The sequence below is a fragment of the Luteimonas sp. Soil_C_5 genome (assembly GCF_057656615.1).
Window position 1 is genome coordinate 1 of record NZ_JBDGKA010000003.1, and the last position, 24,831, is coordinate 24,831.

Genomic DNA, 24,831 nt, shown 5'->3' on the forward strand with positions numbered 1-24,831 from the left:
AAAGGAACCAAAAAGCCCGTTCGCCGGACGCGATCCGGCACGGCTGCGCCGCGCCGGTGCCCTGCGCTTCTCGGACAACGGGGCACGCAGCCCAAACTCGCTGCGCTCAGACATGGGCTGCTCTACGGCCCCGCCGTCCTGCGATGCTCGGCTCGCTTTACGGCTCGGCAGGTCAAGAGCAGACAGCCAGAGCCGAAGCAAGAGCCATAGCCGAAGCCGAAGCCAGCGCTAGAGCTAGAGCTAGAGCCAGAGCCAGAGCCAGAGCAGGCGCCGGCGCCGGCGCCACAGCGGAATCGAAAAACGAAAATCGAGGCAAGGCCCACCCGCATCCGCGGGGAGCACCCCTACCTCACCCGCCCAGGCTGTCCTGGTCTTCCTGCAATTCCGGCTTCCACGGCACATCCGGCGGCGGCCGACCGTCCGTCTCCACATCCTGCAGGTTGGGATCCGAAATCCCGCACCCGCCCCCGAACGCCAGCAGCGCGACGTTGCACTGGATGGTCTTGCTGGTGCCGGGAATCGGGATCAGCACGGTCTTGATGCTGCGGCGGACCCATTCTTCCAGCAGGGTTTCGCTGGGCACCCAGAAGCGGTCGAAGCTGGTCGGCTCGTATTCGGTCGGCGGACGCCGCAGCCACGTGCCTTCGCGGTCGATCTTGGCGAAATCCTCGGTGATCGTGCCCGGCGGCAGGCCGCCGCCGACACGGCCGCCGTCGGCCAGGCGCGGGCGACCATCGGCGCCGAGCAGACCGGAAGGGCGTCCCAGCTGGCCACCGTCACGCGCGGTCGCGCCGTCGCCCCAGTCGTCCGCAGCGCGCGCCGAAGGCGCGGCGCCGGGGGGCGCGCCTGCGGTCGGGCCACGCCCGGGTGTCGGCGCAGGCGCGCGGGCGCCCTGCCCGGTTAAGGGCGTCGGCGCGGCGCCGCCTGCGGTGGACGGGGACGGCTGCGGATTCGCCGCGACCGCGGCGGGCGCAGGCGCGGGATCAGGGGACGGACGCGGCGCAGGGTCGCGCATCGGCACCGCACGATCGCGGGCGGTGAGTTCGGGCGCCGTTCGCGCCGGCACGGTCGGGGCGTCCAGCGCCACCTCGCGCCGCCGCACATCGGGGACCGGCGCGCGCTCGACGATCTCGGCCATGGTGCGTTCGCGGACCTCGACCTGGACCTCGCGCGGCCGTACGGCCTCCGGTGTCGCCGCGACCGGCGTCGGCGTGCGCAGGACCGGCACCTCGACCGCCTGCATCGGCGCGCCGGCGATCTCGCGCTCACGCACTGCGACTTCGGGCATCGCCTCGCGCGGACGCGGCGGCGGCAGGGTGAACGCGATGTCCGGCATCGGCGTTTCAGTGACCTGCAGCACCTGCGCAGGCGCCGTATCGCCATCGGCCGTCGGCGCGTCGGCCGGCTCGGAGATCTCGACTTCGGGCGGCGATGTCGACGCCACGGGCACGGCATCGGCTGCAGGCGCTGGGGGCGCTGCCGTGGCGGCAGCTTCCTGCGGCTGCGGGGTCTCGTCGGCCGCGCCGCCGCCTGTGTCCTCGGGCGTACCGGCGCCGATGAAGACCGCCTGCACGACGTGTTCCTCGCCCAGCGCAGCCGGCGCTTCGGCGCCCAGGAAACGCGCGTTCATCAGGACGAACAGCAGGCTGATCCAGACCACCTGGATCAGCAGGGTCGTCGCCAGCGACAGGCGCCGCATGCCGCGCTCATCGCGTGGCCGGGGTTCCCCCAGCGGATACGCCAGGCTCGCCCAGGCGCCGAGACGCGTGCGCGGTCCTTCGATGCGTGGGCGCGGACGCGGCGCGCGCGCGGTGAGTACCGCGATGATCGCCGCGGCAGTGGCACCGGTCACCGCGCCGACCCGGACCCGGACCCGCATCGAGGCGAACCAGTCCAGCCACCCCGGCGGAAACCCGTCGCCTGCCGCCTCGGGCCGGATCGAACGCCGCCGACGACGGCGGAACACATCGATCAGGTCGGCGGAGGTGAACATCCGTTCGCGTGCGCCCGGGGCTGGCGGTTACGCGGCGTCGCGCGGCATGTAGGGCGCGTCGCCGGTCTCGTGATCGGTCGCGTCGCGCACCGCGGTCACGCCGGGCACCTTGTCCATCAGCGTCTTCTCGATGCCCTGCTTGAGCGTGACATCGACCAGGCCGCAGCCGTGGCAGCCGCCGCCGAAGCGCAGCACGACCACGCCATCGGCGGTCACTTCCTGCACGGTGACGTTGCCGCGGTGCTGGGCCAACTGCGGATTGACGTCGTTCTCGACCACCCAGCGCACGCGTTCCACCAGCGATGCGGCTTCCGGCGGCGCCTCGCCCTTGATCCGCGGTGCGCGGATCTGCAGCTGGCCACCGGTGGCGCGGGCTTCGTAGTCAATCTCGGCGCCGTCCAGGTACGGCACGCTCGGCGCATCGAGCCACAGCGTAAAGCCGTCGCAATCGATGGCCCATTCGTCGCCGGTCAGATCGCCGCTGTCGGCGAACTCCAGGCGCACGTCGGCGCGGCTGGTGCCGGCGTGCACGGCGGAGAGGCGGACGCCGAGTCCCGGTGCCGACTCGCGCTGGAGCAGCGTGCGGAAGTGGGTCTGGGCGGTTTCGGAGATGTTGATCATGGGGCGTATTCTAGCGGGCCTGCGCGTCGGCACGTGGTCGTGTCCGTCTGCCGCATGAACGTCCCCGCGTCTCCAGGAGCCTGCCGCATGTCCGACCTCATTCCCCTCGCCCAGACCCACTGCATCCCGCGCCGCAGCGCCGAGCACCGCCTGCCCGAGGCGCGCGTGCGCGAACTGCTGCCGGACGTGCCGGAATGGACCCTGGCCGAAGACGGCGCGGCGCTGACCCGGACATTCCGGTTCGACGACTACTACCGCACGATGGCGTTCGTGAATGCCTTGGCCTTCATCGCCCATCGCGAAGATCACCATCCGGACCTGGGCGTGCATTACGACCGCGTCGAGGTGCGCTATTCCACCCACGATGTGGGCGGACTGTCGGAGAACGACTTCATCTGCGCAGCCAAGGCCGGGGCGCTGACCGCATGAGCGGGGCCCGTCCGCGCCCGATGGCGCATCGCGTCCTTGGTCTGGCCCGTCCGCGCGCCGCACGGCCTGCCGTTGCCGCGCTCGCGCTAGCCGGCGCGCTGCTGGCGGGCCTCTGCGCACCGGTCTTCGCGGCGCCGGATCACGGCCCATCGGTCAACATCGCGTCGAAGAACATGAACCCGCCGGCCTACCCGGTGTCGGCCTACCAGGCCGGGATTGGCGGCACGGTGTTTCTGCGCGTCGCGGTCGATGCCGCGGGCACGCTGACCAGCGTCAAGATCGACACCAGCAGCGGGCACGACGCACTCGACGAGGCCGCCATGGCCGCGGCGCATCGCTGGACCTACGCCGCCGGCAACGAAGACGGCAAGCCGGTCGCCGGCACGTTGCGGATTCCGGTGGACTACAGCACCGCGCCCTGACCGAGCGCAGCACGGCCGCGGGCGATCGCGTCCACCGCCTGAAGAATCAGAGCCGTGTGCCGTCGGACCGGCCTGGACACCGCATGCCGCGCGGGTGTGGGCATCCGGCGGTGCGCCGACCGCACGCTGTCAGAGGAAGGCGCCAACCTGGTGCAGCTCGCGCCCTGGGCGTCGCCCTCTCCGGCTGCCGCCCGGGCGACCCGGTCAAGAAACGGAGAGCCGCTACCGGACGCGGGATCGGGGCGCCCGGGACACGCCCGCCTGTCGGCGGGTCATCGGTTCAGCGCAAGCGGTCCAGCGCCTCGCGCAGATCGTCGGCCAGCGGTGCGTTGAGGACATAGGCCTCGCCATCGTCGAGGGTGAATTCCAGCGAAGACGCGTGCAGGAACAGACGCTTGAGCCCGATCTGCTCGCGCAGGCGCTTGTTGACCTCGACATCGCCGTACTTGTCGTCGCCCGCCACCGGGTGGCCGATGTGCTGGGCGTGCACGCGGATCTGGTGGGTGCGGCCGGTCTCGATCCGGACCTCGCAATAGGACTGGCCACCGCGCCGCTCCAGCACGCTGAAGTGGCTCAGCGACCGCTTGCCCTGCGGATTGACCTGCACGTGCCGCTCGCCGCCCTGGCGCAGGCCGACGTGCAGCGGCGCATCGACGCTCATCCGGCCGTCGGGCATGCGGCCGGCCAGCAGCGCCAGATAGCGCTTGCGGATGCCGGCGCCGTGATCCTCACGCAGCAGGGCCTGCAGCTGGGTCAACGCCGAGCGCTTCTTGGCCAGCACCATCAGGCCGGAGGTGTCGCGGTCGAGCCGGTGCACCAGTTCCAGCGACTGCTTGGGCCGCAGCGCGCGCAGGGTCTCGATGACGCCGAAGCTGATCCCGCTGCCACCGTGGCTGGCGATGCCGGACGGCTTGCTGATCGCCAGCAGGCGTGCGTCCTCGAACACGATGCTGGCCTCCATGGCCGCCAGCAGCCCCTTGGACGGAGTGCCGACCTCGCCCGGCGTTTCCAGCCGCACCGGGGGAATCCGCACCTCGTCGTCGGCGTCGAGTTTGCGCTCGGCCTTCGCGCGTCCGCCATTCACACGGACCTGTCCGCTGCGGATGATCTTGTAGATGATCGACCGCGGCGCGCCCTTGAGATAGCCGAACAGGAAATTGTCGAGGCGCTGGCCATCGCGGTCGTCGGACACGCGTACCAGGCGTACGCCGCCGGGGGGGTTGGGGCTGGGATCGGTCATCTCAAAGCTTTATCTGCTACACTCGCGCCGCGATATAAGGTGCTGATTTCTCTGGAAGAACCCGGGCCAAAAGCCTGCCTTCCAAAGGCCTCCGGACAGTGCGCGGCCACCGCCTCAGGGGCGGCCATGTTAGCGGCTGTTCGGCAACACCGGTTATCGCCCGATGCCTGGCATCGGCGCTGAACACGTCCCGCTGGGCGTTTTCGACCCGTCGACACGACCGGTCGTGCACGCCCGCGGCCCTGCACCACCCAGAGAACAACGAGCGCTCCCGCGGCCCGCCGTGGTGTCGTAGCGCTGGACAACCCGGTACGTCGCTGCGCTTGCGCGGCGGCCTCAGGCCTCATCCAGGCGAAACGCCCCGGCGTTCCGCGCGCGAGAGCGCGTTAAGGAACGTCCACCATGAAGCGCATGCTGATCAACGCGACGCAGGCAGAAGAACTGCGCGTCGCCATCGTTGATGGTCAGTCCCTGTACGACATCGACATCGAACAGCCGTCCAGGGAACAGAAGAAGTCCAACATCTACAAGGGCCGGATCACCCGGATCGAACCCTCCCTCGAGGCCGCGTTCGTCGAGTACGGCGCCGCCCGCCACGGCTTCCTGCCGCTGAAGGAAGTCTCCCGCGACTATTTCCAGGCAGGCGCCGACCCGAACAAGGGCGTCATCAAGGAACTCCTGCGCGAAGGCCAGGAAGTCGTGGTCCAGGTCGACAAGGAAGAGCGCGGCAACAAGGGCGCCGCCCTGACCACGTTCATCTCGCTGGCCGGCCGCTACATGGTGCTGATGCCCAATTCGCCGACCGCCGGTGGCGTGTCGCGCCGGATCGAAGGCGAAGACCGCGCCGAGCTGAAGAAGGCGATGGACGCGCTCGACATCCCCGACGAGATGGGCGTGATCATCCGCACCGCCGGTGTCGGCCGTGACGCCGAAGAGCTGCAGTGGGATCTCGACTACCTCCTGAGCATCTGGCGCGCGATCGCCGAAGCCGCGTTGAGCAAGCCCTCGCCGTTCCTGATCTACCAGGAATCGCGCCTGATCACCCGCGCGCTGCGCGACTACATGCGCGCCGATATCGCCGAGATCCTCGTCGATACGCCGGAGATGTACGCCGAGGCGAAGGAATTCGTCGAGCAGGTGATGCCGCACAACCTGCGCAAGCTCAAGCACTACACCGACGATGTGCCGCTGTTCAACCGCTACCAGATCGAGTCGCAGATCGAGAGCGCCTACGAGCGCACCGTGCGCCTGCCGTCGGGCGGCGCGCTGGTCATCGACCAGACCGAAGCCCTGACCGCGATCGACGTGAACTCCGCCCGTGCCACCAAGGGCGGCGACATCGAAGAGACCGCGTTCAACACCAACCTGGAAGCGGCCGAGGAAGTGGCCCGCCAGCTGCGCCTGCGCGATCTGGGCGGCCTGGTGGTCATCGACTTCATCGACATGTCGTCGAACAAGCACCAGCGCGATGTCGAGAACAAGCTGCAGAACGCGCTCAAGTACGACCGCGCCCGCGTGCAGCAGAACAAGATCTCGAAGTTCGGCCTGCTGGAGATGAGCCGTCAGCGCCTGCGCGCGTCGCTGGGCGAGTCGAGCCAGATCGTCTGCCCGCGCTGCGAAGGCCACGGCCGCATGCGCAGCATCGAGTCGCTGTCGCTGTCGATCATCCGCGTCGCCGAAGAGCACGCGATGAAGGACAACACCGGACAGGTGCTGGTGCAGGCCCCGGTCGAGATCGCGAACTACCTGCTCAACGAGAAGCGCAGCGCGCTCGAGGAAATCGAGAAGCGTCACGACGCGCCGATCATCATCGTCGCCGACGAACAGCTGCACACCCCGCACTACGATGTCTCGCGCATCCGTGAGAACGAGCTCGGTGAGGAAACCGCGCGTCCGAGCTACCAGCGCGGCACGCCGCGTCGCGTGGCGACGATCGCGTTGAGCAAGAACAACCTCAACGTGCCGCCGCCGGCCGTGACCAACGTGCGTCCGACGCAGCCGGCTCCGGTCCGCGAACCGCGTCCCGAGGCGGTCGCCGCGCCCGCCCCGGCACCGGCCGCACCCGCACCGGCGCCCACGCCCGTCGCAGCACCCGCTGCCGTCGGCTTCATGGGCTGGCTCAAGGCCCTGTTCGCACCGCCTGCCGCCGAGCCGGCCGCGCCGCAGCGTCGCAACGACAAGCCCGCTGCACGCCAGGATGCGCCGCGTGACGGCCAGCCGCGTGGCGAAGGTCGCGGTGATCGCGGTCGCAACGGCCAGCGTCGCGACCGTCGCGGCAACCGCCAGGGCGGTCAGAACGGCGCGCCGCCGTCGACCGGCCCGCGTGACGAGCAGCCCAGCGCGCAGCGCGAACCGCGTCGCGAGCAGGCAGTACCGGAAGCCCGCAAGGAGCGGTCGCCGGAACGTCAGCAGGAGCGTCGCCAGAAGCAGAAGACGCCGCGCCCGCCGCGCCAGCCCCGCGCCGAATCGGACGCCGAAGTGACGTCGGATCTGGCGGCAACGTCGGCCATCGTGGCAGCGGCGCCGGGTGTCGAGGCCATCGTGGCCCCGACGACCGACCGCCCGCGCACCGACGCAGCCACTGCCGAAGCCCCGCAGCCCACCCACGTTTCGACGCCGCGCGATGCGGATGACGACGTGCCGGTGCAGGTCGATGGCGCCCGTCCGGCCGATGCCGAGGACGAGCAGAACGGTGACGACGAGGCAGGCGGCGCAGGCCGTCGCCGCCGCGGACGTCGCGGTGGACGCCGTCGTCGTCGTGGCAAGGGCGAGAATGGCGCAGCCGGCGACGACGCGCAGCAGGATGGCGACCACGAGGACCAGGACGAGGACGCCGAGATCACGCCGTCGGACCGCGCCCAGCCCGAGTTCGACTTCGACGATCTGCCGGCGGCGACGCCGGTGGCCAAGCCGGCACTTGCCGCCGTGCAGCCGGTCGAGTCAAAGCCCGTCGCGCCGGTCGCGGCCGCGGCAGCGTCGGCGGCAGTGCTCACGTCCGTGCCGGCATTCGCTGCCGACACGGAGGCAGCACGCCAGCCGGCGACCGAAGCCGCCGATTCGGTGAGCCGCGACACCGCCGATGCAGCGCCGCAGGCCAGCACCGCTGCCGACGCGTCGCCGACCCCGGATGCGGACACCGTCCAGGCCCCGCCTGCTGCGCCGCCCTCCCCGGTCGAGGCCACGCCGCCCGCACCGGTCGAAACGCTGCCGGAGGCGCCGGTCGTGACGGCGTCGCCGACGGACGCGTTCGAGCCGCAGACCGCCGACACGACGGCGCCCGAGTCCGTTGACGCCGACCCGGTCGATCCGATGGCGACATCGCAGCTGCAGGCCCCGGAGGCCGATCCGGTCGCCGTCGCATCGCCCGACCCGGTGGTGCATGCCGAGCCGGTCGGAACGCCTGCGCCGCAGGCGCCGGTCGCGCCGGGCCTGTTCGACGCCGCACCTGTCCACGCACCGGAACCGGCGCGCGAGGCGAGTGCCGACGTCGCTGCGGTGAACGATCTCCACGAAGACGCCGAAGCAGCCGAGACGTCGGAGACGGACGACAACGTGAGCCGCGTGTCGCATGACGACACGGCCCACGACGACACGTCGACGCCGCGACGCAACGCCTGACGTTCGCTCGCAGTTCGATGAAACGCCCCGGTCCTGCCGGGGCGTTTTTTTTGGGGTCATCGGAGTGCTGCGGCGGCGACTCCGGCACCCGTGCATCCGGTCAGTCGCGGACCGTCCCGGCTCCGCCCGCGCGTCGCCCGTCGCTCCATCCGCCAGGCACCCGGCTGTCGCGCATCTGCTGCTGCGCCGACGACCAGACACGACGCGCGCATCAGCACGCGCGGCCCGGGTCCTGCCAGCGGAACTTGCCTGGATGACGACGTGGCCGTTGCCCTGCGCGCTCGCACATCGGCCAGCGACGCAGTGCAGGCGCAACGACACTGCAGGACGCGTCAACACGCCGCTCGCCCGCCTCGCCAAGAACGACGCCTGCCGCGCGCCGCACGACGGAACGCCCCGGTTTTTTGCCGGGGCGTTTGCTTGAAGGCGTTGCGCGGAGTGGAAGCGCCGCGCGCTGTGCAGATCAGACGGCCTGGTCGGGTGCGACGATGCCGTACTGCCCCACCAGACGGGCCAGCGTGATGCTGTCCTGGATCTGCAGCTTCGCGAACAGGCGCGACTTGTGGGTATTGATGGTCTTCGCGCTGAGGCTGAGCCGCTTGGCGATGTCTTCCTGCCGCAGTCCCTGCACCAGCAGCATCGCGACTTCGAGTTCGCGCGGCGACAGCGCGTCGAAGGGCGTGCCATCGCCGCCGATGCCCGACAGCGCGAGGTTCTGCGCGATGTTGCTGGCGAGATAGCGCTTGCCGCGCGCGACATCACGCACCGCCCGCACCAGTTCCTGCGCATCGCCGCCCTTGCCCACGTAGCCGGACGCCCCGGCCTCGATCATCCGCCGCGGCATCGGTCCGTTCTCGAGAATCGACACCACGATGACCCGCGTCTCCGGCTGTCCACGCACGACACGCTCGGTCACTTCCAGCCCGCTGATACCGGGTAGATGCAGGTCGCACAGCACGATGTCGGGCTTGAGCCTGCGGATCTGCGGCAAGGCGATTTCACCGCTGTCGGCTTCGCCGACGATCTCGATGTCGTCCTCGTTGGCCAGAATCATGCGCAGCCCGGTGCGCACAAGCGCATGGTCGTCGACCATGAACACACGAATCTTCATCTCGTCCTTGACTCCCCTCGTCTCCATCCCCCCGGGGGCCGAGGCTACGACGGGCATTGTCGATGCCGCAAGTCAGGAAAACCCCGAGTCAGTCGTCAGCCGGGGGTCTGCGCACCGTGCATTGCACGCTGGATATCTTCGACGATCTCCGACGCAGGCTGGTCGTACTGGAACGCGAGGCGCAGGCGTCCGTCGGGGCCGATCAGGTAGTTCACCATCGTGTGGTCCATCGCGTACGACGAACTGGTCGGCACCTCGCGATAGGTCACGCGGAATGCCTGGGCGACGAGCCGCGTCTGCATGTCGTCGCCACGCAGCGCGATGATGTCCGGACCGAAGGCACCGACGTAGTCGGCCAGGATCTCGCCGGTATCGCGCTTCGGATCGACGGTGACGAACACGATGCGCAAGCGCTCGCCGTCTTCTGCCAGCGCGCGCCGCACCTGTGTAGCTTTCAGCAGACTGGTCGGGCACACCTCGGGGCAGTGCGTATAGCCGAACGACAGCAGCACGTAATCGCCCCGGAAATCGCCGAGTCCGCGCAACTCGCCCTCGGTGTCGACGAGATCGAGGGTGCGGCCGTAGGAGACGCCGCTCAGGTCGGTGCCGTGGTACGGGCTGGGCGGCGCGCCGCAGGCGGCGAGCAGCAACGCAAGCATCAGGGCGATCGACACACGCACGGGACACGGCACCTGCTGGCGGCCGCACGTCGCGACCGGGTCCGATTTTAAGGCCCCGGGCCTGAAGCGGCAGTTGCGACCAAAGGTCGCAGGGCGCCGACGGACTGGATCAGAGCGCCTGCAGGCGCGCGATCGCAGCGTCCAGCGTGGCTTCGTTCTTGGCGAAGCACAGCCGCGCCAGCCGCTGGCCGACCGGCGGCTGCGCGTAGAACGGCGACAGCGGAATCGCCGCGACGCCCTTCTCGATCGTCAGCCAGCGGCAGAACGCGGCGTCGTCCAGATCGCTGACCTCGGAATAGTCGACGAGCTGGAAATAGCCGCCCGGGACCGGAAGCGGCTTCAGCCGCGTGGTCGCGAGCTGCGCGGCGAAGGCGTCGCGCTTGGCCTGGTAGAAGGCGCCGAGCTGCTCGTAGTGTTCGGGTTCTTCGCGCAGCATCTCCGCGAACGCATGCTGCGCCGGCGCGAAGGTGCAGAACACGTTGTACTGGTGCACCTTGCGGAACTCCGCGCTCAGCGCGGGCGGCGCGATGCAGTAGCCGAGTTTCCAGCCGGTGCAGTGATAGGTCTTGCCGAAGCTGGACACGACGAACGCGCGTTCGCGCAGCTCGGGATGGCGCAGGATCGATTCGTGACGCGCGCCGTCGAACACGATGTGTTCGTAGACCTCGTCCGACAGCAGCACGATGTCGGTGCCCCGGAGCACATCGACCAGCGCGGCGATGTCGTCGGCGCCGAACATCGCGCCCGACGGGTTGTGCGGGCTGTTGACGATCAGCATCCGCGTCTTCGGCGTGATCGCATCGCGCACGCGCTGCCAGTCGACCGCGAAGCTGCGCGGATCCAGCGGCACGTGAACGGGAATCGCGCCGGCCAGTTGGATCGCCGGCTCGTAGCTGTCGTAGGCCGGATCCAGCACCACCACTTCCTCGTCGGCGCGGACCACGGCGTGGATCGCATTGAACAGCGCTTCGGTGGCACCGCTGGTCACGGTGATCTCGGCATCGGCATCCGGCCGGTGGCCATACACCCGCTCGGTCTTGTCGGCGATCGCCTGGCGCAGCGCCGGAATGCCCGTCATCGGCGCATACTGGTTGTGCCCCTGCCGCATCGCGGCCGCCAGGCTGTCGACCAACCGCTGCGGCACCTCGAAATCGGGAAAGCCCTGGCCGAGATTGACGGCCCCGTGCTCGGCCGCAAGTTGCGACATCACGGTGAAGATCGTGGTGCCGACCTTGGGCAGCTTGGTCCGGATCATGGGTGTCTTTCCGTTGGGATGCAGAAGGGCCACGAGTGTACGGACGCGGGCGAAGGGGATAAACCGCAGGCATGAACGACCAGCATTCCATCGACGACACGCGGCTGATCGCGCTGCTGCACGCGTATCTCGATGCCCGCTACCGCTGGCAGTCGCGCGCCGACTGGCACGACGTGATCATCGGCCTGCCCACGCCGGGACTGGACCTGCGCTATCCGGACGCGCAGAGCTTCGGAATGCTGTCGGCCTGGAACCCGCTGTCGGTCTCGCGCGCGCCCACCGAGAACCGGCGCGCGGACAAGGCACTCGAAGCCGACCTCGCCGCGACCGGCCTGACGCACATCGCCGCGTTCGCCAGTGCCGCCGACCGCAGCTGGCGCGAGCCGAGCTGGATCGTCTTCGGCATGCCGGTCAGCGAATTCGATCTGCTGGCGCGCCGCTACGGCCAGCTCGGCACGCTGTGGTGGTCGCGCGAGACGCCGGTGCGCCTGCGCATGGACGCGCGCCGGCCCGACGGCCTGGCAGGCGACGGCGACGTCGACTGGCTGCGCTGACGCCGCGCCTGCACACCGCCTAAGATGGCGCGCGGCCGGCCGGGTCGCCGAACCGGATCCGTTGCGCCGCATGCCGTCTTCCGCCCCGCCCCTGCTCGCCGTCCGCCGCCTGTGCTTCACGCGCAACGAGCAGCCGGTGTTCGGGCCGCTGGATTTCGACGTCGCCGCGGGCGAGGCCTTGCTGGTGCGCGGCGACAACGGCGCCGGCAAGACGACACTGCTGCGGGTGCTGGCCGGCCTGCTCGAGGCCGGGTCGGGCACGGTCGATGTCGAAGGTCGTCCGGTTGCACGCGCCATGCGCGCCGGCAACATGGCCTATCTCGGTCATCTGCCCGGACTGAAGGGCGATCTCGACGCCCACGAAAACCTTGCCTTCCTTGCCGGGCTGCAGGGCTGCCGCGCCAGCCAGGACAGCGCGCGGGCACTTGCAGTGGTCGGACTGACGGCGCATGCGCATCTGGCGGTGCGCCGCATGTCGGCCGGCCAACGCAAGCGCCTGTCGCTGGCCCGGCTGTGGATGTCGCCGGCGGCGCTGTGGCTGCTGGACGAGCCCTACGCCAACCTCGACCTGCAGGGCATCGAACTGGTCAACCGCATGGTGCGCGCGCAGCTCGACGCGGGCGGCGCCGCGCTGATCACCACCCACGGCGCCTATGCGGCGCCGCCGGTGCGCACGCGCGATCTGCAGCTCGGAGCTCCGGCATGAGCGCGGGCGAGACTCCCACCCTGCCCGGCGCCGCGTGGGCCCTGCTCGCGCGCGATCTGCGCCTGCTGTGGCGACGCCGTGGCGATGCCCTGCAGCCCGCGCTGTTCGCGCTGCTGGTGGTGGTGCTGTTCGCGCTGGCGTTGGGCAACGAACCCACCATGCTGGCGCGGGTCGCGCCCGGCGTGCTGTGGGTCGCGGTGGTGCTGTCGGGGCTGCTGGCACTCGACACCCTGTTCCGCGGCGATGCCGAAGACGGTTCGCTCGAACAGTGGATGCTGGCTCCGGTACCGCTGGCCTGGCTGGTGCTGATGCGGACGCTGTCGCACTGGACGACCACGGCCCTGCCACTGCTGCTGGCCACGCCGCTGCTGGCGACGCTGCTCGGTCTGCCGACGGCGCAGTTGCCGGTGCTGATGGCCGGCCTGGCGCTGGGCACGCCGCTGCTCAGCCTGCTGGGCGCGGTGGTCGCGGCGCTGACCATCGGCATGCGGCGTTCCGGTATCCTGCTGGCACTTCTGGCCCTGCCCCTGTACGTTCCGGTGCTGGTGTTCGGCGCCGGGAGTGTCGCGATCGCGGCGCAGGGACACGATCCGTCCGGTGGCCTGTTGCTGCTGGCCGCAGGTCTGGTCACGGCGCTGGTGCTGGCGCCGGTGACCGCCGCTGCCGCCATCCGGATCGCACTCGATTGATCGGCCCCGCGACGGGTCTGGAGGGTCCCGTCGCCGACGTGAAATTGCTCGCCCCGTATCCGCAAGCGCGCCCGCGCCTGTGCGCTGCGGAACCGCCAGCCCGCCACGCCTCACGCCTCGTCGAATGAATCCGATCGTCCGCTGGTTCCACCAACTCGGTTCGCCCCCCGTCTTCGACCGCTTCGCGCGGCGCTGGGCGCCGTGGGCCTACGGCCTCGGCCTGCTGACGATGGCGGTCGGCCTGTACGGCGCGCTGTGGGCGGTGCCCGCGGATTACCAGCAGGGCGACAGCTTCCGCATCCTCTACATCCACGTGCCCAGCGCGTGGATGAGCCTCGCGGTGTTCGCGCTGATGGCCATCTACGCGGTGATCGCGCTGGTCTGGCGGATCAAGCTGTGCGAGATCCTGGCGATGGCCTGCGCGCCGATCGGCGCCGCGTTCACCGTGATCACGCTGGCCACCGGTTCGATCTGGGGACGTCCCATGTGGGGTGCCTGGTGGAGCTGGGACCCGCGGCTGACCACCGAACTGATCCTGCTGTTCCTCTATCTCGGCGTGATCGGCCTCTACAACGCGATCGAGGACCGCCGCGCCGCCGCGCGCGCCGCGTCGCTGCTGGCGATCGTCGGCGTGACCTTGCTGCCGGTGATCCGCTACTCGGTGGTCTGGTGGGATTCGCTGCACCAGGGCCAGACCATCCGCGTGTTCGGCGAATCGACGATCGATGCCAGCATGGCCTGGCCGCTGGTGTGGATGGTGGTGGCGACGAAGTTCTGGTTCGTCGGCTCGCTGCTGGCACGCGCGCGGGCCGACAACCTGCGTCGCGAGGCCGGCAAGGACTGGGTGCGGCGCCTCGTCGAACCCGCACCCGGAGACGCTGCATGAGTTATCTGGAATACGTGGTCGCGGCCTACGCGGTGTTCGGTGCCGTGCTGGCCTGGGATTTCGTCGCACCGCGCATCCGCATCGCGCACACGCTGCGCGCGGCGAAGTTGCTGGCGGCGCGCCGGCGGTCGGCTGCGGCGGCACCGGTGGACGGAGACCTGGTCCGATGAACACCGTACGCCGTCGCCGGATGTGGTTCGTCGTCGCACTGGTCGCGGCCAGCGCGCTGTCGATGACCCTGATCGCGTTCGCCCTACAGCGCAACGTGGCCTATCTCTACACGCCCCACGAAATCCTCGGCGGCGCGGCCGGGGAATCGGTCGAATCCGGCCAGGCCCGCTTCCGCCTCGGTGGCATGGTCGAGCGCGGCTCGTTCACCCGCGCCGAAGGTTCGATGGAGGCGCGCTTCCGCGTCACCGATGGCGACGCCGAACTGCCGGTGCGCTACACCGGGCTGCTGCCGGATCTGTTCCGCGAAGGCCAGGCCGTGGTCGCGACCGGGCGGATGGAGGGCGAGGTATTCGTTGCCGAGCAGGTGCTCGCGCGTCACGACGAGACCTACGTACCGAAGGAAGTCGCCGACAAGATGGGCCTCGCTCACGACCGGCATGGCGTGTCGACGCCCGCCGACGCGGTCGAGCGGCAGTGAGCGCTGTGCGCGCGCCCAGCGATCTGAAACGCGTCGGGGAGTCTGCCGTTGCTGCCTGAGCTGGGTCAGATCGCATTGCTGCTGGCGCTGGTCGCGTCGCTGCTGCAGACCCTGCTGCCGCTGCTCGGCGCGCAGCGCGGCCTGGCGCCGTGGATGGCCAGCGCGCGCCCGGCAGCGTATGCGCAGTGGCTGCTGATGTTCGCGGCGTGGGGCCTGCTGACGGCCGCGTTCGTGCTGCAGGACTTCTCGGTGCGCTACGTCGCCGAGAACTCCAATTCGCTGCTGCCGATGGTCTACCGGTTCACTGCGGTCTGGGGCGGCCACGAAGGCTCGCTGCTGCTGTGGGTGTTCGTGCTGTCGTGCTGGAACGCGGCGGTGGCCTGGCGATCGCGCTCGCTGCCCGATGTGGTGCTGGCGCGCGTGCTCGGCATCCTCGGCGCGGTGAGCTTCGGCTTCCTCGCGTTCCTGATCTTCACCAGCAATCCCTTCGACCGCATCCTGCCGATGCCGATCGAAGGACGCGACCTGAATCCGCTGCTGCAGGATCCGGGGATGATCATCCATCCGCCGATGCTCTACATCGGCTATTCCGGATTCATCGTGCCGTTCGCGTTCGCGATCGCCGCGCTGCTCGACGGCAAGGTCGACGCGCACTGGCTGCGCTGGACGCGGCCGTGGACGAACATCGCCTGGGCGTTTTTGACCATCGGCATCGCGCTGGGGTCGTGGTGGGCGTACTACGAACTGGGCTGGGGCGGCTGGTGGTTCTGGGATCCGGTCGAGAACGCCAGCTTCATGCCGTGGCTGGCCGGCGCCGCGCTGATCCATTCCCAGGCGGTCACCGAGAAGCGTGGCAGCTTCCACGGCTGGACGCTGCTGCTTGCGATCGCGACGTTTTCGCTGTCGCTGCTGGGTGCGTTCCTGGTGCGCTCGGGCGTGCTGACCAGCGTGCACAGTTTCGCCGCCGATCCGACGCGCGGCCTCTTCATCCTCGTCTTCCTCGGCATTGTCGTCGGTGGCTCGCTGCTGCTGTACGCACTGCGCGCGCCCGATGGCCGTGACGGCAAACCGTTCACTGCGACTTCGCGCGAGACCCTGCTGCTGGCCAACAACCTGCTGCTGGTCGCGGCCTGCGCCATGGTGCTGCTGGGCACGCTGTATCCGCTGCTCGCGGACGCGCTGGATCTGGGCAAGATCTCGGTCGGGCCGCCGTACTTCTCGCTGCTGTTCCTGCTGCTGATGACGCCGCTGGTGCTGCTGCTGCCCTTCGGCCCGCTGACCCGCTGGCAGAACGAGGACGCCGCGCGTCCGCTGCGCATGCTGCTGCCGTGGGCGGTGCTGGCGCTGGTCGCCGCCGCGCTCGCCTTCGTCGTCGCACCGCAGGGGCCGTGGAAGGTCGCGATGGGCGTTGCCGGTGCGGTCTGGGTCGGCGCGGGCACGCTGCGCTTCGTGTGGACGCGGATGCGGGCGCGGACCTCGGGCGCGCGTTTCACCGCGGAGATGGCGGGCATGGCGCTGGCGCATTTCGGGGTCGCGGTGTTCGTGGCCGGTGCGCTGCTGGTGGAGGCGCTGAACATCCAGCGCGAGGTCGCGCTGATGCCCGGGCAGACGCTGGAGATCGGCCGTGACGCCTTCGTGCTCGAGGGCGTCGCCCATCACGACGGCCCGAACTACGCCGCCGAGCGCGGCACCGTGCGCATGCTGCGCGACGATCGCCTGGTGACGACGCTGCACCCCGAAAAACGCACCTATGCCAGCGGTGGCCAGGTGATGACCGAGACCGCGATCCGGCCCGGCGTCACCCGCGATGTCTACGTCGCGCTGGGCGAGCCGCTGGGCGGCGGCGCCTGGGCGCTCCGCGTGCACGTGAAGCCCTTCGTGCGCTGGGTCTGGGCCGGTGCGCTGCTGATGGCGCTCGGCGCCTTCGTCGCCGCGGCCGACCGCCGCTTCCGGCGTCCACGCACGCCGCCGGCAGGACGCAGCGCATGACCGCGCCCGCGCCACGCACGTCGCATGCGCGCTGGCTGCCGCTGGTCGCCTTCGCGGTGATCGTCGCGCTGCTGGCCGCTGGCGTGTGGATCAGCCGCGATCCCGATCGCGACGCCCTGCCCTCACCGCTGATCGGCAAGCCGGCGCCGGCGTTCCGGTTGCCGCTACTGCACGAGGCCGGCCGCCTGGTCACGTCCGAGGAACTGCGCGGCGAACCCTACCTGCTCAATGTCTGGGGCAGCTGGTGCCCGGGCTGCCGCGAGGAACACGCGGTGATCAACGAATTCGCCAAGACCCGCCGCGTCCGGGTGATCGGCTACAACTGGAAGGACGAACACGCCGACGCGCTGCGCTGGCTGGAGCAGTTCGGCAATCCCTACTGGATGGTGCTGGTGGATTACGACGGCCACGCCGCGATCGACTGGGGCATCTACGGCGCGCCCGAAACCTTTCTCGTCGATGCCGACGGCATCATCGTGTGGAAGCACGTCGGGCCGATGCGTCGGGACACCCTGTACACGCAGCTGATGCCGCAGGTCGAAGCCTTGGAAGCGCGGTGATCAGAAGTCTTCTGCTCGCACTGGTGGTGTGTCTGGCCTGGCCCATGGCGGCGCGGGCGCAGGTCGCCGTGGACGCCACGCCGCTGCGCTTCGAGGATGCAGCCGAAGAACGCCGTTTCCACCGGCTGGTGACCGAACTGCGCTGCGTGATGTGCCAGAACCAGTCGCTGGCCGATTCCAACGCGCAGATCGCGCACGACCTGCGCCGGGAAGTGCTGACGCTGATGCGTCGCGACCTCAGCGACGCCGAGGTCAAGGACCATCTGGTGGCCCGCTACGGCGAGTTCGTGCTGTACCGCCCACGCGTGCAGCCCGCGACCTGGCTGCTGTGGTTCGGGCCGCTGGTGGTGCTGGGTGCAGGCGGTGTGGTCATCGCACGCATCGTCGCCGCACGCCGTCGCGGTCCCGCGCTGCCTCCCGACGACACACAGGCCTGGTGATGACGCTCTTCGTCGCGCTCTCGATCGGCATGCTGCTGGCGACCCTCGCCCTGCTCACCTTCGGTTTGCGCCGCGGCGCACCGCGCGTGGCCATCGCCGTGGCGCTGCTGGTGCCGGTATCGGTCGGCGGCCTGTATCTGCTGGTCGGCACGCCCGCCGCGCTGGACCCGGCCGCCATCCGCGCGCCGGATTCGCTGGAGGATGCGGTCGCACGCCTGGAAGGCGATCTGCAGCGCGACCCGCGGCAACCCGAAGGCTGGCTGCTGCTGGGCCGTGCCTACGCCGGCATGGACCGCGTGGACGACGCACGCGATGCGATCGGACGCGCTGCGCGCCTGATGCCGGAGGACGACGGCCTGCAGGTCGAATACGCCCAGGCGCGGGCCAACGCCGATCCGCAGCGCCGTTTCGACGCAGCCGCCGTGCAGGGGCTGCGTGCGGTTCTGGAACGCAATCCGGAGCACCAGCACGCGCGCTGGTTCCTCGGCATCGCCCAGCGCCAGGCCGGTGACGACGCGGGTGCGGCCGCGACCTGGACCCCGCTGCTGGCGCAGCTCGATGCCGGCACTGCCGCCACCCTGCGCGCGCAGATCGATGTCGCGCGCACCGCGGCCGGCCTCACGCCGCTGGAAGAGGGCGACGACACACCGGCAGTGGCGCCGACCCTGCGCGTGCGCGTGCAACTGGACGATGCCGCGCGCGTCCGGGTCGCAGCGCTGCCCGATGGCGCGCAGGTGTTCGTGATCGCACGCCAGGCAGACGGCGGCCCGATGCCGGTCGCCGTGCAGCGGCATCCACTCGCTGCCTTGCCGCTCGACATCGTGCTCGACGACGGCGACGGCCCGATGCCGACCCAGCGCCTGTCCGCGCTCGACACCGTCGACGTGATCGCGCGCATCTCCGTCTCCGGCAGCGCCGATCGCAGTGAAGGCGACCTGGAATCGGCACCCGTCCGCGTGCGCCTGCCTGCGCGCGAACCGGTCGACCTGCGGATCCGCGCCGGCGAGTAAGCCGCGTGCGATGGCGAGTTACACCGGGCACACCGGGCCCAGTCGCTACACTGCGCCGATGACCGAATTCATCCCTGCGGGCTCGCGCTTCGTCGACCTGCCCTCGCCGTTCCCGATGAAGCGTGGCGGCGCGCTGCACGGCGCGCGCATGGCCTACGAGACCTGGGGCACGCTGGACGCCGCGCGCGGCAACGCGATCCTCATCGTCACCGGCCTGTCGCCCGACGCCCACGCCGCGCAACACGTCGACGATTCCACGCCCGGCTGGTGGGAGGCGATGCTCGGACCGGGCAAGCCGATCGACACCGATCGCTGGTTCGTCGTCTGCGTGAATTCGCTCGGCAGCTGCAAGGGCTCGACCGGGCCCGCGTCGACCGATCCGGCCACCGGCGCGCCCTATCGCCTCGCGTTTCCCGAACTGTCGATCGAAGACGGCGCCGACGCAGCCGCGCACGTGGTGCACGCACTCGGCATCGAGCGCCTCGCCTGCGTGATCGGCAATTCGATGGGCGGCATGACGGCGCTGTCCCTGATCGCGCGCCATCCCGGTATCGCGCGCGGCCACATCAACATCTGCGGCGCCGCGCGGGCGCTGCCGTTCTCGATCGCGATCCGCTCGCTGCAGCGCGAGGCGATCCGGCTGGATCCGGCATGGAACGGCGGCGACTACGACGAGGCCGCGTATCCCGAAAGCGGCATGCGCATGGCGCGCAAGCTGGGCGTGATCACCTACCGCTCCGCGCTGGAATGGGACGGGCGCTTCGGCCGCGTGCGTCTGGAATCCGACCGGCGCGACGACGACGATCCCTTCGGACTGGAGTTCGAGGTCGAGAGCTATCTCGAAGGCCACGCGCGCCGCTTCGTGCGCCGGTTCGATCCCAACAGCTATCTCTATCTCAGCCGGTCGATGGACTGGTTCGACATCGGCGAAAGCTGCGGCGGCACCACCGGCGACGGGCTGGCATCGCTGCAGCTCGAACGCGCGCTCGCGATCGGCGTCCACACCGACATCCTGTTCCCGCTGCAGCAGCAGCGCGAGATCGCCGACGGCCTGCGCGCAGGCGGCATCGAGGCCACTCTGCTGCCGCTGGAATCGCCGCAGGGGCACGATGCGTTCCTGGTCGATATCGAACGCTTCGGCCCGGCAATCGGCGGGTTTCTCGCCGCCTTGTGACGGCCCCGGGCCTGCAGGCCCGGGCGCCAGCGGCTAGACTGCCCGCATGATTCAACGCCAAGCCGAGGCTCTGCCCGACGTCGCGTTTCCCGGTCGCGATCGCCTGATCGCCGCATTCGATGCCGCCGTGATGCTCGAGGATGACCACGCGGTCACTGCCGCCCTGCGCGACGTGATGTGCGAACTGATCCGCGACCCGGTCGTCCAGTTGCCCGCGTGGGTGCATGCGCCGGTCGACGGCCATTACGCACGCCGCGAGCTCTACCGCAGCCCCGTGCACGGCTACAGCCTGGTCGCGATGACCTGGGCGCCCGGCCAGGGCACGCCGATCCACGACCACGATGGCCTGTGGTGCGTGGAAGGCATCTGGCGCGGCGCGCTGGAAATCGCCCAGTACGCCCTGCTCGAACAGGACGAGTCGCGGTTCCGGTTCCATGCCGCGACCGGCATGCAGGCTGGCCCGGGCAGCGCCGGCAGCCTGATTCCACCGCACGAGTACCACACGATCCGCAACGCCAGCAGCGCCACGGTGGCGGTGTCGCTGCACGTCTACCAGGCGCCGATCGAACGCTGCGCCAGTTTCCAGCCGCTGGGCGACGACTGGTACCTGCGCGTGGAAAACACGCTGCAGACCGACGCACTGCGCTGACGCGCAGCGGGCGACTCCGTCCCGTCGATTCGAAGCAGACCCGGCCGCCTTGCGGCCGAAGCGGTCAGTCGTCGGCCAGCAGCCGGGTGACCTCGACGCGCAGCGTGCGTCCACCTTCGATCAGCCACGCGCGCCCTTCGACGACGATGCCGTCGCCCACGTGCGCCTGCTCGACCAGGCCGTCCTCGATCGCCCCGCCCGATGCCGCGTCGAAGCGGACCTGCTGCGGCATCCGCGCCACCGGTTGCGGCACGTCGGGCCGCAGCGCGGCCGGGTGGCCTTCGACGTCAGACACCATGTAGCCGTTCGGACATGGCGCGCGCACGCAGCGGATGTTGCTCAGGTGCACGCGGAATACGCCCTGCGCCAGCCGCACCTGGCCGGCGGGCTGCGCCGGGACGACCGCATCGAGCTCGCGCTCGGCCACCGGCTCGGCATCGGCCGGACGCAGATCCGGCGGCGTCGCACAGGCCGCCATCGCAAGCGCCACCAAGATCGCTAGCCCGACCCGCAGGCCGTCGCGACGGGTGCGGGATGTCGTCGATGTCGGTGTCGCCTTGCGCATATCCGCCTCCGGAAGCCGGCGGGCGCCGGCCCGCGGATGATGCCTGCGCACATGTTGGCATTCCGCAAAGACCGGTCTGCCGCGCGCGATCGATCCGCTATACTTCGCCTCCGCGCCGGAGTGGCGGAATGGTAGACGCAGCGGATTCAAAATCCGCCGCCCTTAAAAGCGTGCGGGTTCGAGTCCCGCCTCCGGTACCAGGCGTCCTGTCAGGACGTCGCGCGCAGCGGTCCACCTGCGCAGCAGCATCGAATTCCACGGATCCCGCTGCCGCCATCGGCTAGCATCGACCGCATGTGTCTGATCGCGCTCGCCTGGAATCTCCGCCCCGATCTCCCGCTGGCGCTGATCGCCAATCGCGATGAATTCCACGCGCGTGCGTCGGCGCCGGCCGGTATCGATCCCGATGCGCCCGAAGTGTTCGGCGGACGCGATCTTGTGCAGGGTGGCAGCTGGCTGCAGGTGTCCGCCGGGCGGCGTCTGGCGGCAGTGACCAATGTGCGTGCCGGCATCGCGCCCGAGCAGGCTGCGCGTTCGCGTGGATTTCTGGTCCGCGATTTCGTCCGCGGCGCGATGCGCGCGGAGGCGTTCGCGAACGCGCTGCAGGACGAGGCCGAACGCTACGGCCGCTTCAATTTGATTGTCTGGGACGGCGATGCGCTGTGGCATGCGAGCAACCATCCGGCGTTCGTCGCCGGACCGGTGGCGCCGGGCCTGCATGCGATGTCGAACGGCGCCTTCGATGCGCCCTGGCCCAAGACCAACGCCGCGACCGGCGCGCTACGATCGTGGCTCGACGGACTGCCGCCGTTGCCGGACGCCGATGCGGTTCGTGATCTTCACGACGTCGATCTGCTGGCGCCGTTGTTCGACGGCCTGCGCGACACCCGCCGCGCGCCGGATGACGCGTTGCCGGACACGGGCGTCGGGCTCGCACTCGAGCGCCGGCTCTCGCCGCCCTTCATAGAAGATCCGGTCTACGGCACGCGCTGCAGCAGCGTCGTGCTGGCATCAGCTGATGCCATGGTGTTCGCGGAGCGACGGTTCGACGCTGCCGGTGACGTCAGCGGCGAGACGATGGAGACGATCCCGCCGCGCTGAAACGCGCGTCGGTCAGGGCGAGATCGCGGTGCAGCGGACGGGCGCGTCGTTCTCCAGCGCCTGCTCCCAGCCGTTCGGATTCCGCGTCGCCACCGTGTTGTTGATGCAGCTCTCACTGGCACCGGCCTGTCGCGCCGTGACCGGCCCGGGCAGTGCACGGCCGGCATCGACATCCGCGCCTTGCGCAGGCGTCTCCGGCCATGCCGGCGCCGGTGCTTCGGTGGCGAGATCCGCAGCGGCCTCGGGCGCCGGCGGCACGACCGGTTCCACGGGCGTGGGCGCCGCGACCGGCATCGGCGGAGTGACGACCGTCGGCAATGCAGGCTCGTCCCGAATTGAAGGACGGTCCTCCGATGCCGGCACGACTGCCGCGTGTCCCGCTTCGGGCGCGTCGCGCGGCCACACGGCGGCGCCGATCCAGTCCGCGGCCAGCTGTCCGACGAGGACCGCAAGCGCCACCGGTAGAAAGAACGCCCACGGCGAGCGGGCATCGCGGAATTCATGGGCTTCACGCATCACGTTCGCTCCGGTCAAAGCTATCGACGAGGCGGCGCCGGGAGGATCCGGATCGCGCTGGCAGCAGTGTGCCGGAGTTCGCGGTGGGCGCACGTCGAGGCCCGATGCCGCCGCGGTCACGGATCAGCGCAGGCGCCCTCGGCCTGCGAGCCGCCCTCTGCGGACGATCGATCCAACATGGAGATGCAGGCCGCTGACGCGATGCGCTCACGGCGTCGGCCAGGGCCACCAGCCGCGTCCGGTGAGCGCATAGCGGTCGGCCGCGCGCTCGAATCGGTTGCGCACGCCGACGCCGCCGCACACGAGATACAGCGGCAGGAACAGCGGCCCCAGCACCATGTACTGGTAGACGTGCGCACGTTCGTGATCGGCCAGGCGGATCGGCGCATCGACGCACAGGCCCGCACGATGCGAGTACGTCGTGCACGGCGTGTCCAGCGACGCGCCGGTATGCAGGATGACGTTGCCGAACGTGATCGCCCCGCCCGGCCCCCAGGGCCAGCGGTCGAACACGAGAGCAAGATCCGACTGGCGCCAGCGCGGACGCGCGCCGAAGGGCATGCCCGCCAGTCCGCCGACGATGCCGATCAGCGTGTTGGGCAGCGTCCAGACGGCGCCGAGCAGCAGGCCCAGCGTGCGCGATGCGGGAGACCAGGGCCTTGCCACCGGCGGATCATCCGTCGCCTTCAGGCATCAGCAACCACAGCAGCACGTAGACGAAGATGCCGGGGAACGCGGCCGACACCACCGAGATGATCACGAACAGCGCGCGCACCACGGTGGGATTCCAGTCGAAGCGACGCGCGACGCCGCCGAGGACGCCGGCGACGACGCGGTCTTCGCGGGTACGGCTCAGGTTCGATGCGGCGATGGACATGGATCGGGGTTTCCGGAAAGGACGAAAGTCAGACCCGCTGCGCGAGCCAGTCGTGGATGGCCGAGGGCACCTGCGTCTGCGCGCGTCCCGACACGTAGATGCCGATGTGGCCGCCGCGGAACGAGAGTTCGGAATAGTCCTGCGTGCCGACGAGATCGCGCAGCGCGCGTGAGGCGTCGGGCGGCACCAGGTGGTCCTGCTCCGCATAGATGTTGAGCACGGGCATCTCGACCAGTCCCAGGTGCACGTCGCGTTCGCCGATGACAATGCCGCCGTTGACGAAGCCGTTGCCCTGGTAGAACTGGTGGATGTACTGGCGGAACGCTTCGCCGGCCTGGTCGGGTGAATCGAAGATCCACTTTTCCATGCGCAGGAAATCCTCCAGCGCCGCGGGATCGTCGAGGATGTCGACCACACCGACGTATTTCTGCACCAGCAGGCGCCACGGCTTCAGCGTGAGGTAGCACGCGTTCATCATGTCGGCGGGCACGTTACCGAGCGTGTCGACGAACAGGTCCACGTCGAGTTCGCGCGTCCAGTGCGACAGCATGTTGTCATCGGTGTGGAAATCCACCGGCGTCACCATCGTTACCAGATTGCGGATCTTCTGCGGATGCAGGGACGCATAGCTGAGCGCGAACGTGCCGCCCTGGCAGATGCCGAGCAGGTTGATCGACGGCAGGCCGGCGCTGCGGCGCAGATGATCGACCGCACCGCCGAGGAAACGTTCGATGTAGTCCTCGAGCGTGAGGAACCGGTCCGATCTGTCCGGATAGCCCCAGTCGAGGATGTAGACGTCCTCGCCCCGCTCCAGCAGTCCCTTGACGATCGAGCGGTTGGCCTGGAGATCGACCATATACGGCCGGTTGACCAGGGCATAGGCGATCAGCAACGGCACCTCGGCGGTCGGCGCCTTGTCGCCGATGAAGCGGTACAGCACGACCTTGCCGTCGCGCCAGACTTCCTGTTTCGTCGTCGCGCCGTAATCGAAATCGCCGACGTCGCGCATTGTCTGCAACGCGGCGCCGAGCTTCTGCTGGACGCGCATCGCATCCTCGGCGATGCGCTGGGGCGTGATCTGCAGGGGTCCGGTCATG

At 69.9% G+C, this 24,831-nt stretch carries 27 protein-coding genes and 1 tRNA gene; 17 read left to right on the forward strand and 11 right to left on the reverse strand.

The window, feature by feature from the left end; all coding sequences use genetic code 11:
• Window positions 1–349 precede the first annotated feature (349 nt).
• Entirely contained in the window at window positions 350–1,993 is a 1,644-nt protein-coding gene (locus AC3A5K_RS08485; protein ID WP_487617088.1) for a hypothetical protein, read from the reverse strand.
• Between the two features lie 27 nt (window positions 1,994–2,020).
• Window positions 2,021–2,614 (reverse strand): NfuA family Fe-S biogenesis protein, encoded by a 594-nt coding sequence (locus tag AC3A5K_RS08490; RefSeq protein WP_487617089.1) that lies wholly within the window; start codon window positions 2,612–2,614, stop codon window positions 2,021–2,023.
• An 87-nt stretch (window positions 2,615–2,701) separates the two neighbouring features.
• Between AC3A5K_RS08490 and AC3A5K_RS08495 the strand changes: the two genes are divergently transcribed.
• Together AC3A5K_RS08495 and AC3A5K_RS08500 are read left to right on the forward strand one after the other, a co-directional pair.
• Complete coding sequence (locus AC3A5K_RS08495; RefSeq protein ID WP_487617090.1) at window positions 2,702–3,043, forward strand: 4a-hydroxytetrahydrobiopterin dehydratase; 342 nt, start codon at window positions 2,702–2,704, stop codon at window positions 3,041–3,043.
• Complete coding sequence (locus tag AC3A5K_RS08500; RefSeq protein WP_487617091.1) at window positions 3,040–3,465, forward strand: energy transducer TonB; 426 nt, start codon at window positions 3,040–3,042, stop codon at window positions 3,463–3,465. Before AC3A5K_RS08495 ends, AC3A5K_RS08500 begins: the two co-directional genes overlap by 4 nt.
• A gap of 280 nt (window positions 3,466–3,745) precedes the next feature.
• Here AC3A5K_RS08500 and AC3A5K_RS08505 read toward each other — a convergent pair whose 3' ends face one another.
• Window positions 3,746–4,705 carry an RluA family pseudouridine synthase gene (locus tag AC3A5K_RS08505; RefSeq protein ID WP_487617092.1) on the reverse strand — a complete coding sequence of 320 codons (960 nt, stop codon included), beginning with the start codon at window positions 4,703–4,705 and terminating at the stop codon, window positions 3,746–3,748.
• A gap of 402 nt (window positions 4,706–5,107) precedes the next feature.
• Between AC3A5K_RS08505 and AC3A5K_RS08510 the strand changes: the two genes are divergently transcribed.
• Window positions 5,108–8,323: an Rne/Rng family ribonuclease gene (locus AC3A5K_RS08510; protein WP_487617093.1), complete on the forward strand. Its 3,216-nt coding sequence runs from the start codon at window positions 5,108–5,110 to the stop codon at window positions 8,321–8,323.
• A 463-nt stretch (window positions 8,324–8,786) separates the two neighbouring features.
• Here the strand turns inward: AC3A5K_RS08510 and AC3A5K_RS08515 are convergent, their stop codons facing one another.
• The 3 genes from AC3A5K_RS08515 to AC3A5K_RS08525 all read right to left on the reverse strand — a co-directional run bounded on the left by AC3A5K_RS08515 (window position 8,787) and on the right by AC3A5K_RS08525 (window position 11,369).
• Window positions 8,787–9,434, reverse strand: coding sequence for a response regulator (locus AC3A5K_RS08515; protein ID WP_487617094.1), 648 nt, complete (start codon window positions 9,432–9,434; stop codon window positions 8,787–8,789).
• 95 nt (window positions 9,435–9,529) lie between these two features.
• A complete protein-coding gene (locus tag AC3A5K_RS08520) occupies window positions 9,530–10,114 on the reverse strand; it encodes an SCO family protein (RefSeq protein ID WP_487617095.1) in 585 nt (194 codons plus the stop codon).
• Window positions 10,115–10,223: 109 nt separating this feature from the next.
• The gene (locus AC3A5K_RS08525) at window positions 10,224–11,369 is read right to left on the reverse strand and encodes a pyridoxal phosphate-dependent aminotransferase (protein WP_487617096.1); all 1,146 of its coding nucleotides are present in this window, start codon (window positions 11,367–11,369) and stop codon (window positions 10,224–10,226) included.
• Window positions 11,370–11,440: 71 nt separating this feature from the next.
• Between AC3A5K_RS08525 and AC3A5K_RS08530 the strand changes: the two genes are divergently transcribed.
• The 12 genes from AC3A5K_RS08530 to AC3A5K_RS08585 all read left to right on the forward strand — a co-directional run bounded on the left by AC3A5K_RS08530 (window position 11,441) and on the right by AC3A5K_RS08585 (window position 20,675).
• A complete protein-coding gene (locus AC3A5K_RS08530; RefSeq protein ID WP_487617097.1) occupies window positions 11,441–11,923 on the forward strand; it encodes a DUF3293 domain-containing protein in 483 nt (160 codons plus the stop codon).
• Between the two features lie 70 nt (window positions 11,924–11,993).
• Window positions 11,994–12,629, forward strand: coding sequence for a heme ABC exporter ATP-binding protein CcmA (gene ccmA / locus AC3A5K_RS08535; protein WP_487617098.1), 636 nt, complete (start codon window positions 11,994–11,996; stop codon window positions 12,627–12,629).
• On the forward strand, window positions 12,626–13,318 hold the full coding sequence (ccmB, locus tag AC3A5K_RS08540) for a heme exporter protein CcmB (RefSeq protein WP_487617099.1): 693 nt from the start codon (window positions 12,626–12,628) through the stop codon (window positions 13,316–13,318). The genes ccmA and ccmB overlap by 4 nt, the downstream gene beginning before the upstream one ends.
• 124 nt (window positions 13,319–13,442) lie before the next feature.
• Window positions 13,443–14,204 carry a heme ABC transporter permease CcmC gene (gene ccmC, locus AC3A5K_RS08545; RefSeq protein ID WP_487617100.1) on the forward strand — a complete coding sequence of 254 codons (762 nt, stop codon included), beginning with the start codon at window positions 13,443–13,445 and terminating at the stop codon, window positions 14,202–14,204.
• A complete protein-coding gene (ccmD, locus tag AC3A5K_RS08550) occupies window positions 14,201–14,374 on the forward strand; it encodes a heme exporter protein CcmD (protein ID WP_487617101.1) in 174 nt (57 codons plus the stop codon). The genes ccmC and ccmD overlap by 4 nt, the downstream gene beginning before the upstream one ends.
• On the forward strand, window positions 14,371–14,853 hold the full coding sequence (gene ccmE, locus AC3A5K_RS08555) for a cytochrome c maturation protein CcmE (protein WP_487617102.1): 483 nt from the start codon (window positions 14,371–14,373) through the stop codon (window positions 14,851–14,853). Before ccmD ends, ccmE begins: the two co-directional genes overlap by 4 nt.
• 48 nt (window positions 14,854–14,901) lie before the next feature.
• The gene (locus tag AC3A5K_RS08560) at window positions 14,902–16,842 is read left to right on the forward strand and encodes a heme lyase CcmF/NrfE family subunit (protein ID WP_487617103.1); all 1,941 of its coding nucleotides are present in this window, start codon (window positions 14,902–14,904) and stop codon (window positions 16,840–16,842) included.
• Window positions 16,839–17,402, forward strand: a complete 564-nt coding sequence (locus AC3A5K_RS08565; RefSeq protein WP_487617104.1) for a DsbE family thiol:disulfide interchange protein — start codon at window positions 16,839–16,841, stop codon at window positions 17,400–17,402. The genes AC3A5K_RS08560 and AC3A5K_RS08565 overlap by 4 nt, the downstream gene beginning before the upstream one ends.
• Entirely contained in the window at window positions 17,399–17,842 is a 444-nt protein-coding gene (locus tag AC3A5K_RS08570) for a cytochrome c-type biogenesis protein (RefSeq protein WP_487617105.1), read from the forward strand. The genes AC3A5K_RS08565 and AC3A5K_RS08570 overlap by 4 nt, the downstream gene beginning before the upstream one ends.
• Complete coding sequence (locus AC3A5K_RS08575; protein WP_487617106.1) at window positions 17,842–18,852, forward strand: tetratricopeptide repeat protein; 1,011 nt, start codon at window positions 17,842–17,844, stop codon at window positions 18,850–18,852. The genes AC3A5K_RS08570 and AC3A5K_RS08575 overlap by 1 nt, the downstream gene beginning before the upstream one ends.
• 58 nt (window positions 18,853–18,910) lie before the next feature.
• Complete coding sequence (metX, locus tag AC3A5K_RS08580; protein ID WP_487617107.1) at window positions 18,911–20,026, forward strand: homoserine O-acetyltransferase MetX; 1,116 nt, start codon at window positions 18,911–18,913, stop codon at window positions 20,024–20,026.
• A gap of 46 nt (window positions 20,027–20,072) precedes the next feature.
• Window positions 20,073–20,675, forward strand: coding sequence for a cysteine dioxygenase family protein (locus tag AC3A5K_RS08585; protein WP_487617108.1), 603 nt, complete (start codon window positions 20,073–20,075; stop codon window positions 20,673–20,675).
• Between the two features lie 64 nt (window positions 20,676–20,739).
• On the opposite strand, the gene AC3A5K_RS08590 is transcribed toward AC3A5K_RS08585, so the two are convergent.
• A complete protein-coding gene (locus tag AC3A5K_RS08590) occupies window positions 20,740–21,240 on the reverse strand; it encodes a hypothetical protein (protein WP_487617109.1) in 501 nt (166 codons plus the stop codon).
• A gap of 114 nt (window positions 21,241–21,354) precedes the next feature.
• Between AC3A5K_RS08590 and AC3A5K_RS08595 the strand changes: the two genes are divergently transcribed.
• Window positions 21,355–21,440: transfer RNA gene (locus AC3A5K_RS08595), tRNA-Leu, on the forward strand.
• 94 nt (window positions 21,441–21,534) lie between these two features.
• Complete coding sequence (locus AC3A5K_RS08600; protein WP_487617110.1) at window positions 21,535–22,341, forward strand: NRDE family protein; 807 nt, start codon at window positions 21,535–21,537, stop codon at window positions 22,339–22,341.
• Between the two features lie 12 nt (window positions 22,342–22,353).
• On the opposite strand, the gene AC3A5K_RS08605 is transcribed toward AC3A5K_RS08600, so the two are convergent.
• The 4 genes from AC3A5K_RS08605 to phaC form a co-directional block, all read right to left on the reverse strand.
• Complete coding sequence (locus AC3A5K_RS08605) at window positions 22,354–22,857, reverse strand: hypothetical protein (protein WP_487617111.1); 504 nt, start codon at window positions 22,855–22,857, stop codon at window positions 22,354–22,356.
• A gap of 207 nt (window positions 22,858–23,064) precedes the next feature.
• Window positions 23,065–23,523, reverse strand: coding sequence for a hypothetical protein (locus AC3A5K_RS08610; RefSeq protein WP_487617112.1), 459 nt, complete (start codon window positions 23,521–23,523; stop codon window positions 23,065–23,067).
• 7 nt (window positions 23,524–23,530) lie between these two features.
• A complete protein-coding gene (locus tag AC3A5K_RS08615) occupies window positions 23,531–23,728 on the reverse strand; it encodes a PspC domain-containing protein (protein WP_487617720.1) in 198 nt (65 codons plus the stop codon).
• A gap of 34 nt (window positions 23,729–23,762) precedes the next feature.
• Entirely contained in the window at window positions 23,763–24,830 is a 1,068-nt protein-coding gene (gene phaC / locus AC3A5K_RS08620) for a class III poly(R)-hydroxyalkanoic acid synthase subunit PhaC (RefSeq protein WP_487617113.1), read from the reverse strand.
• Between the last annotated feature and the right edge of the window lies 1 nt (window position 24,831).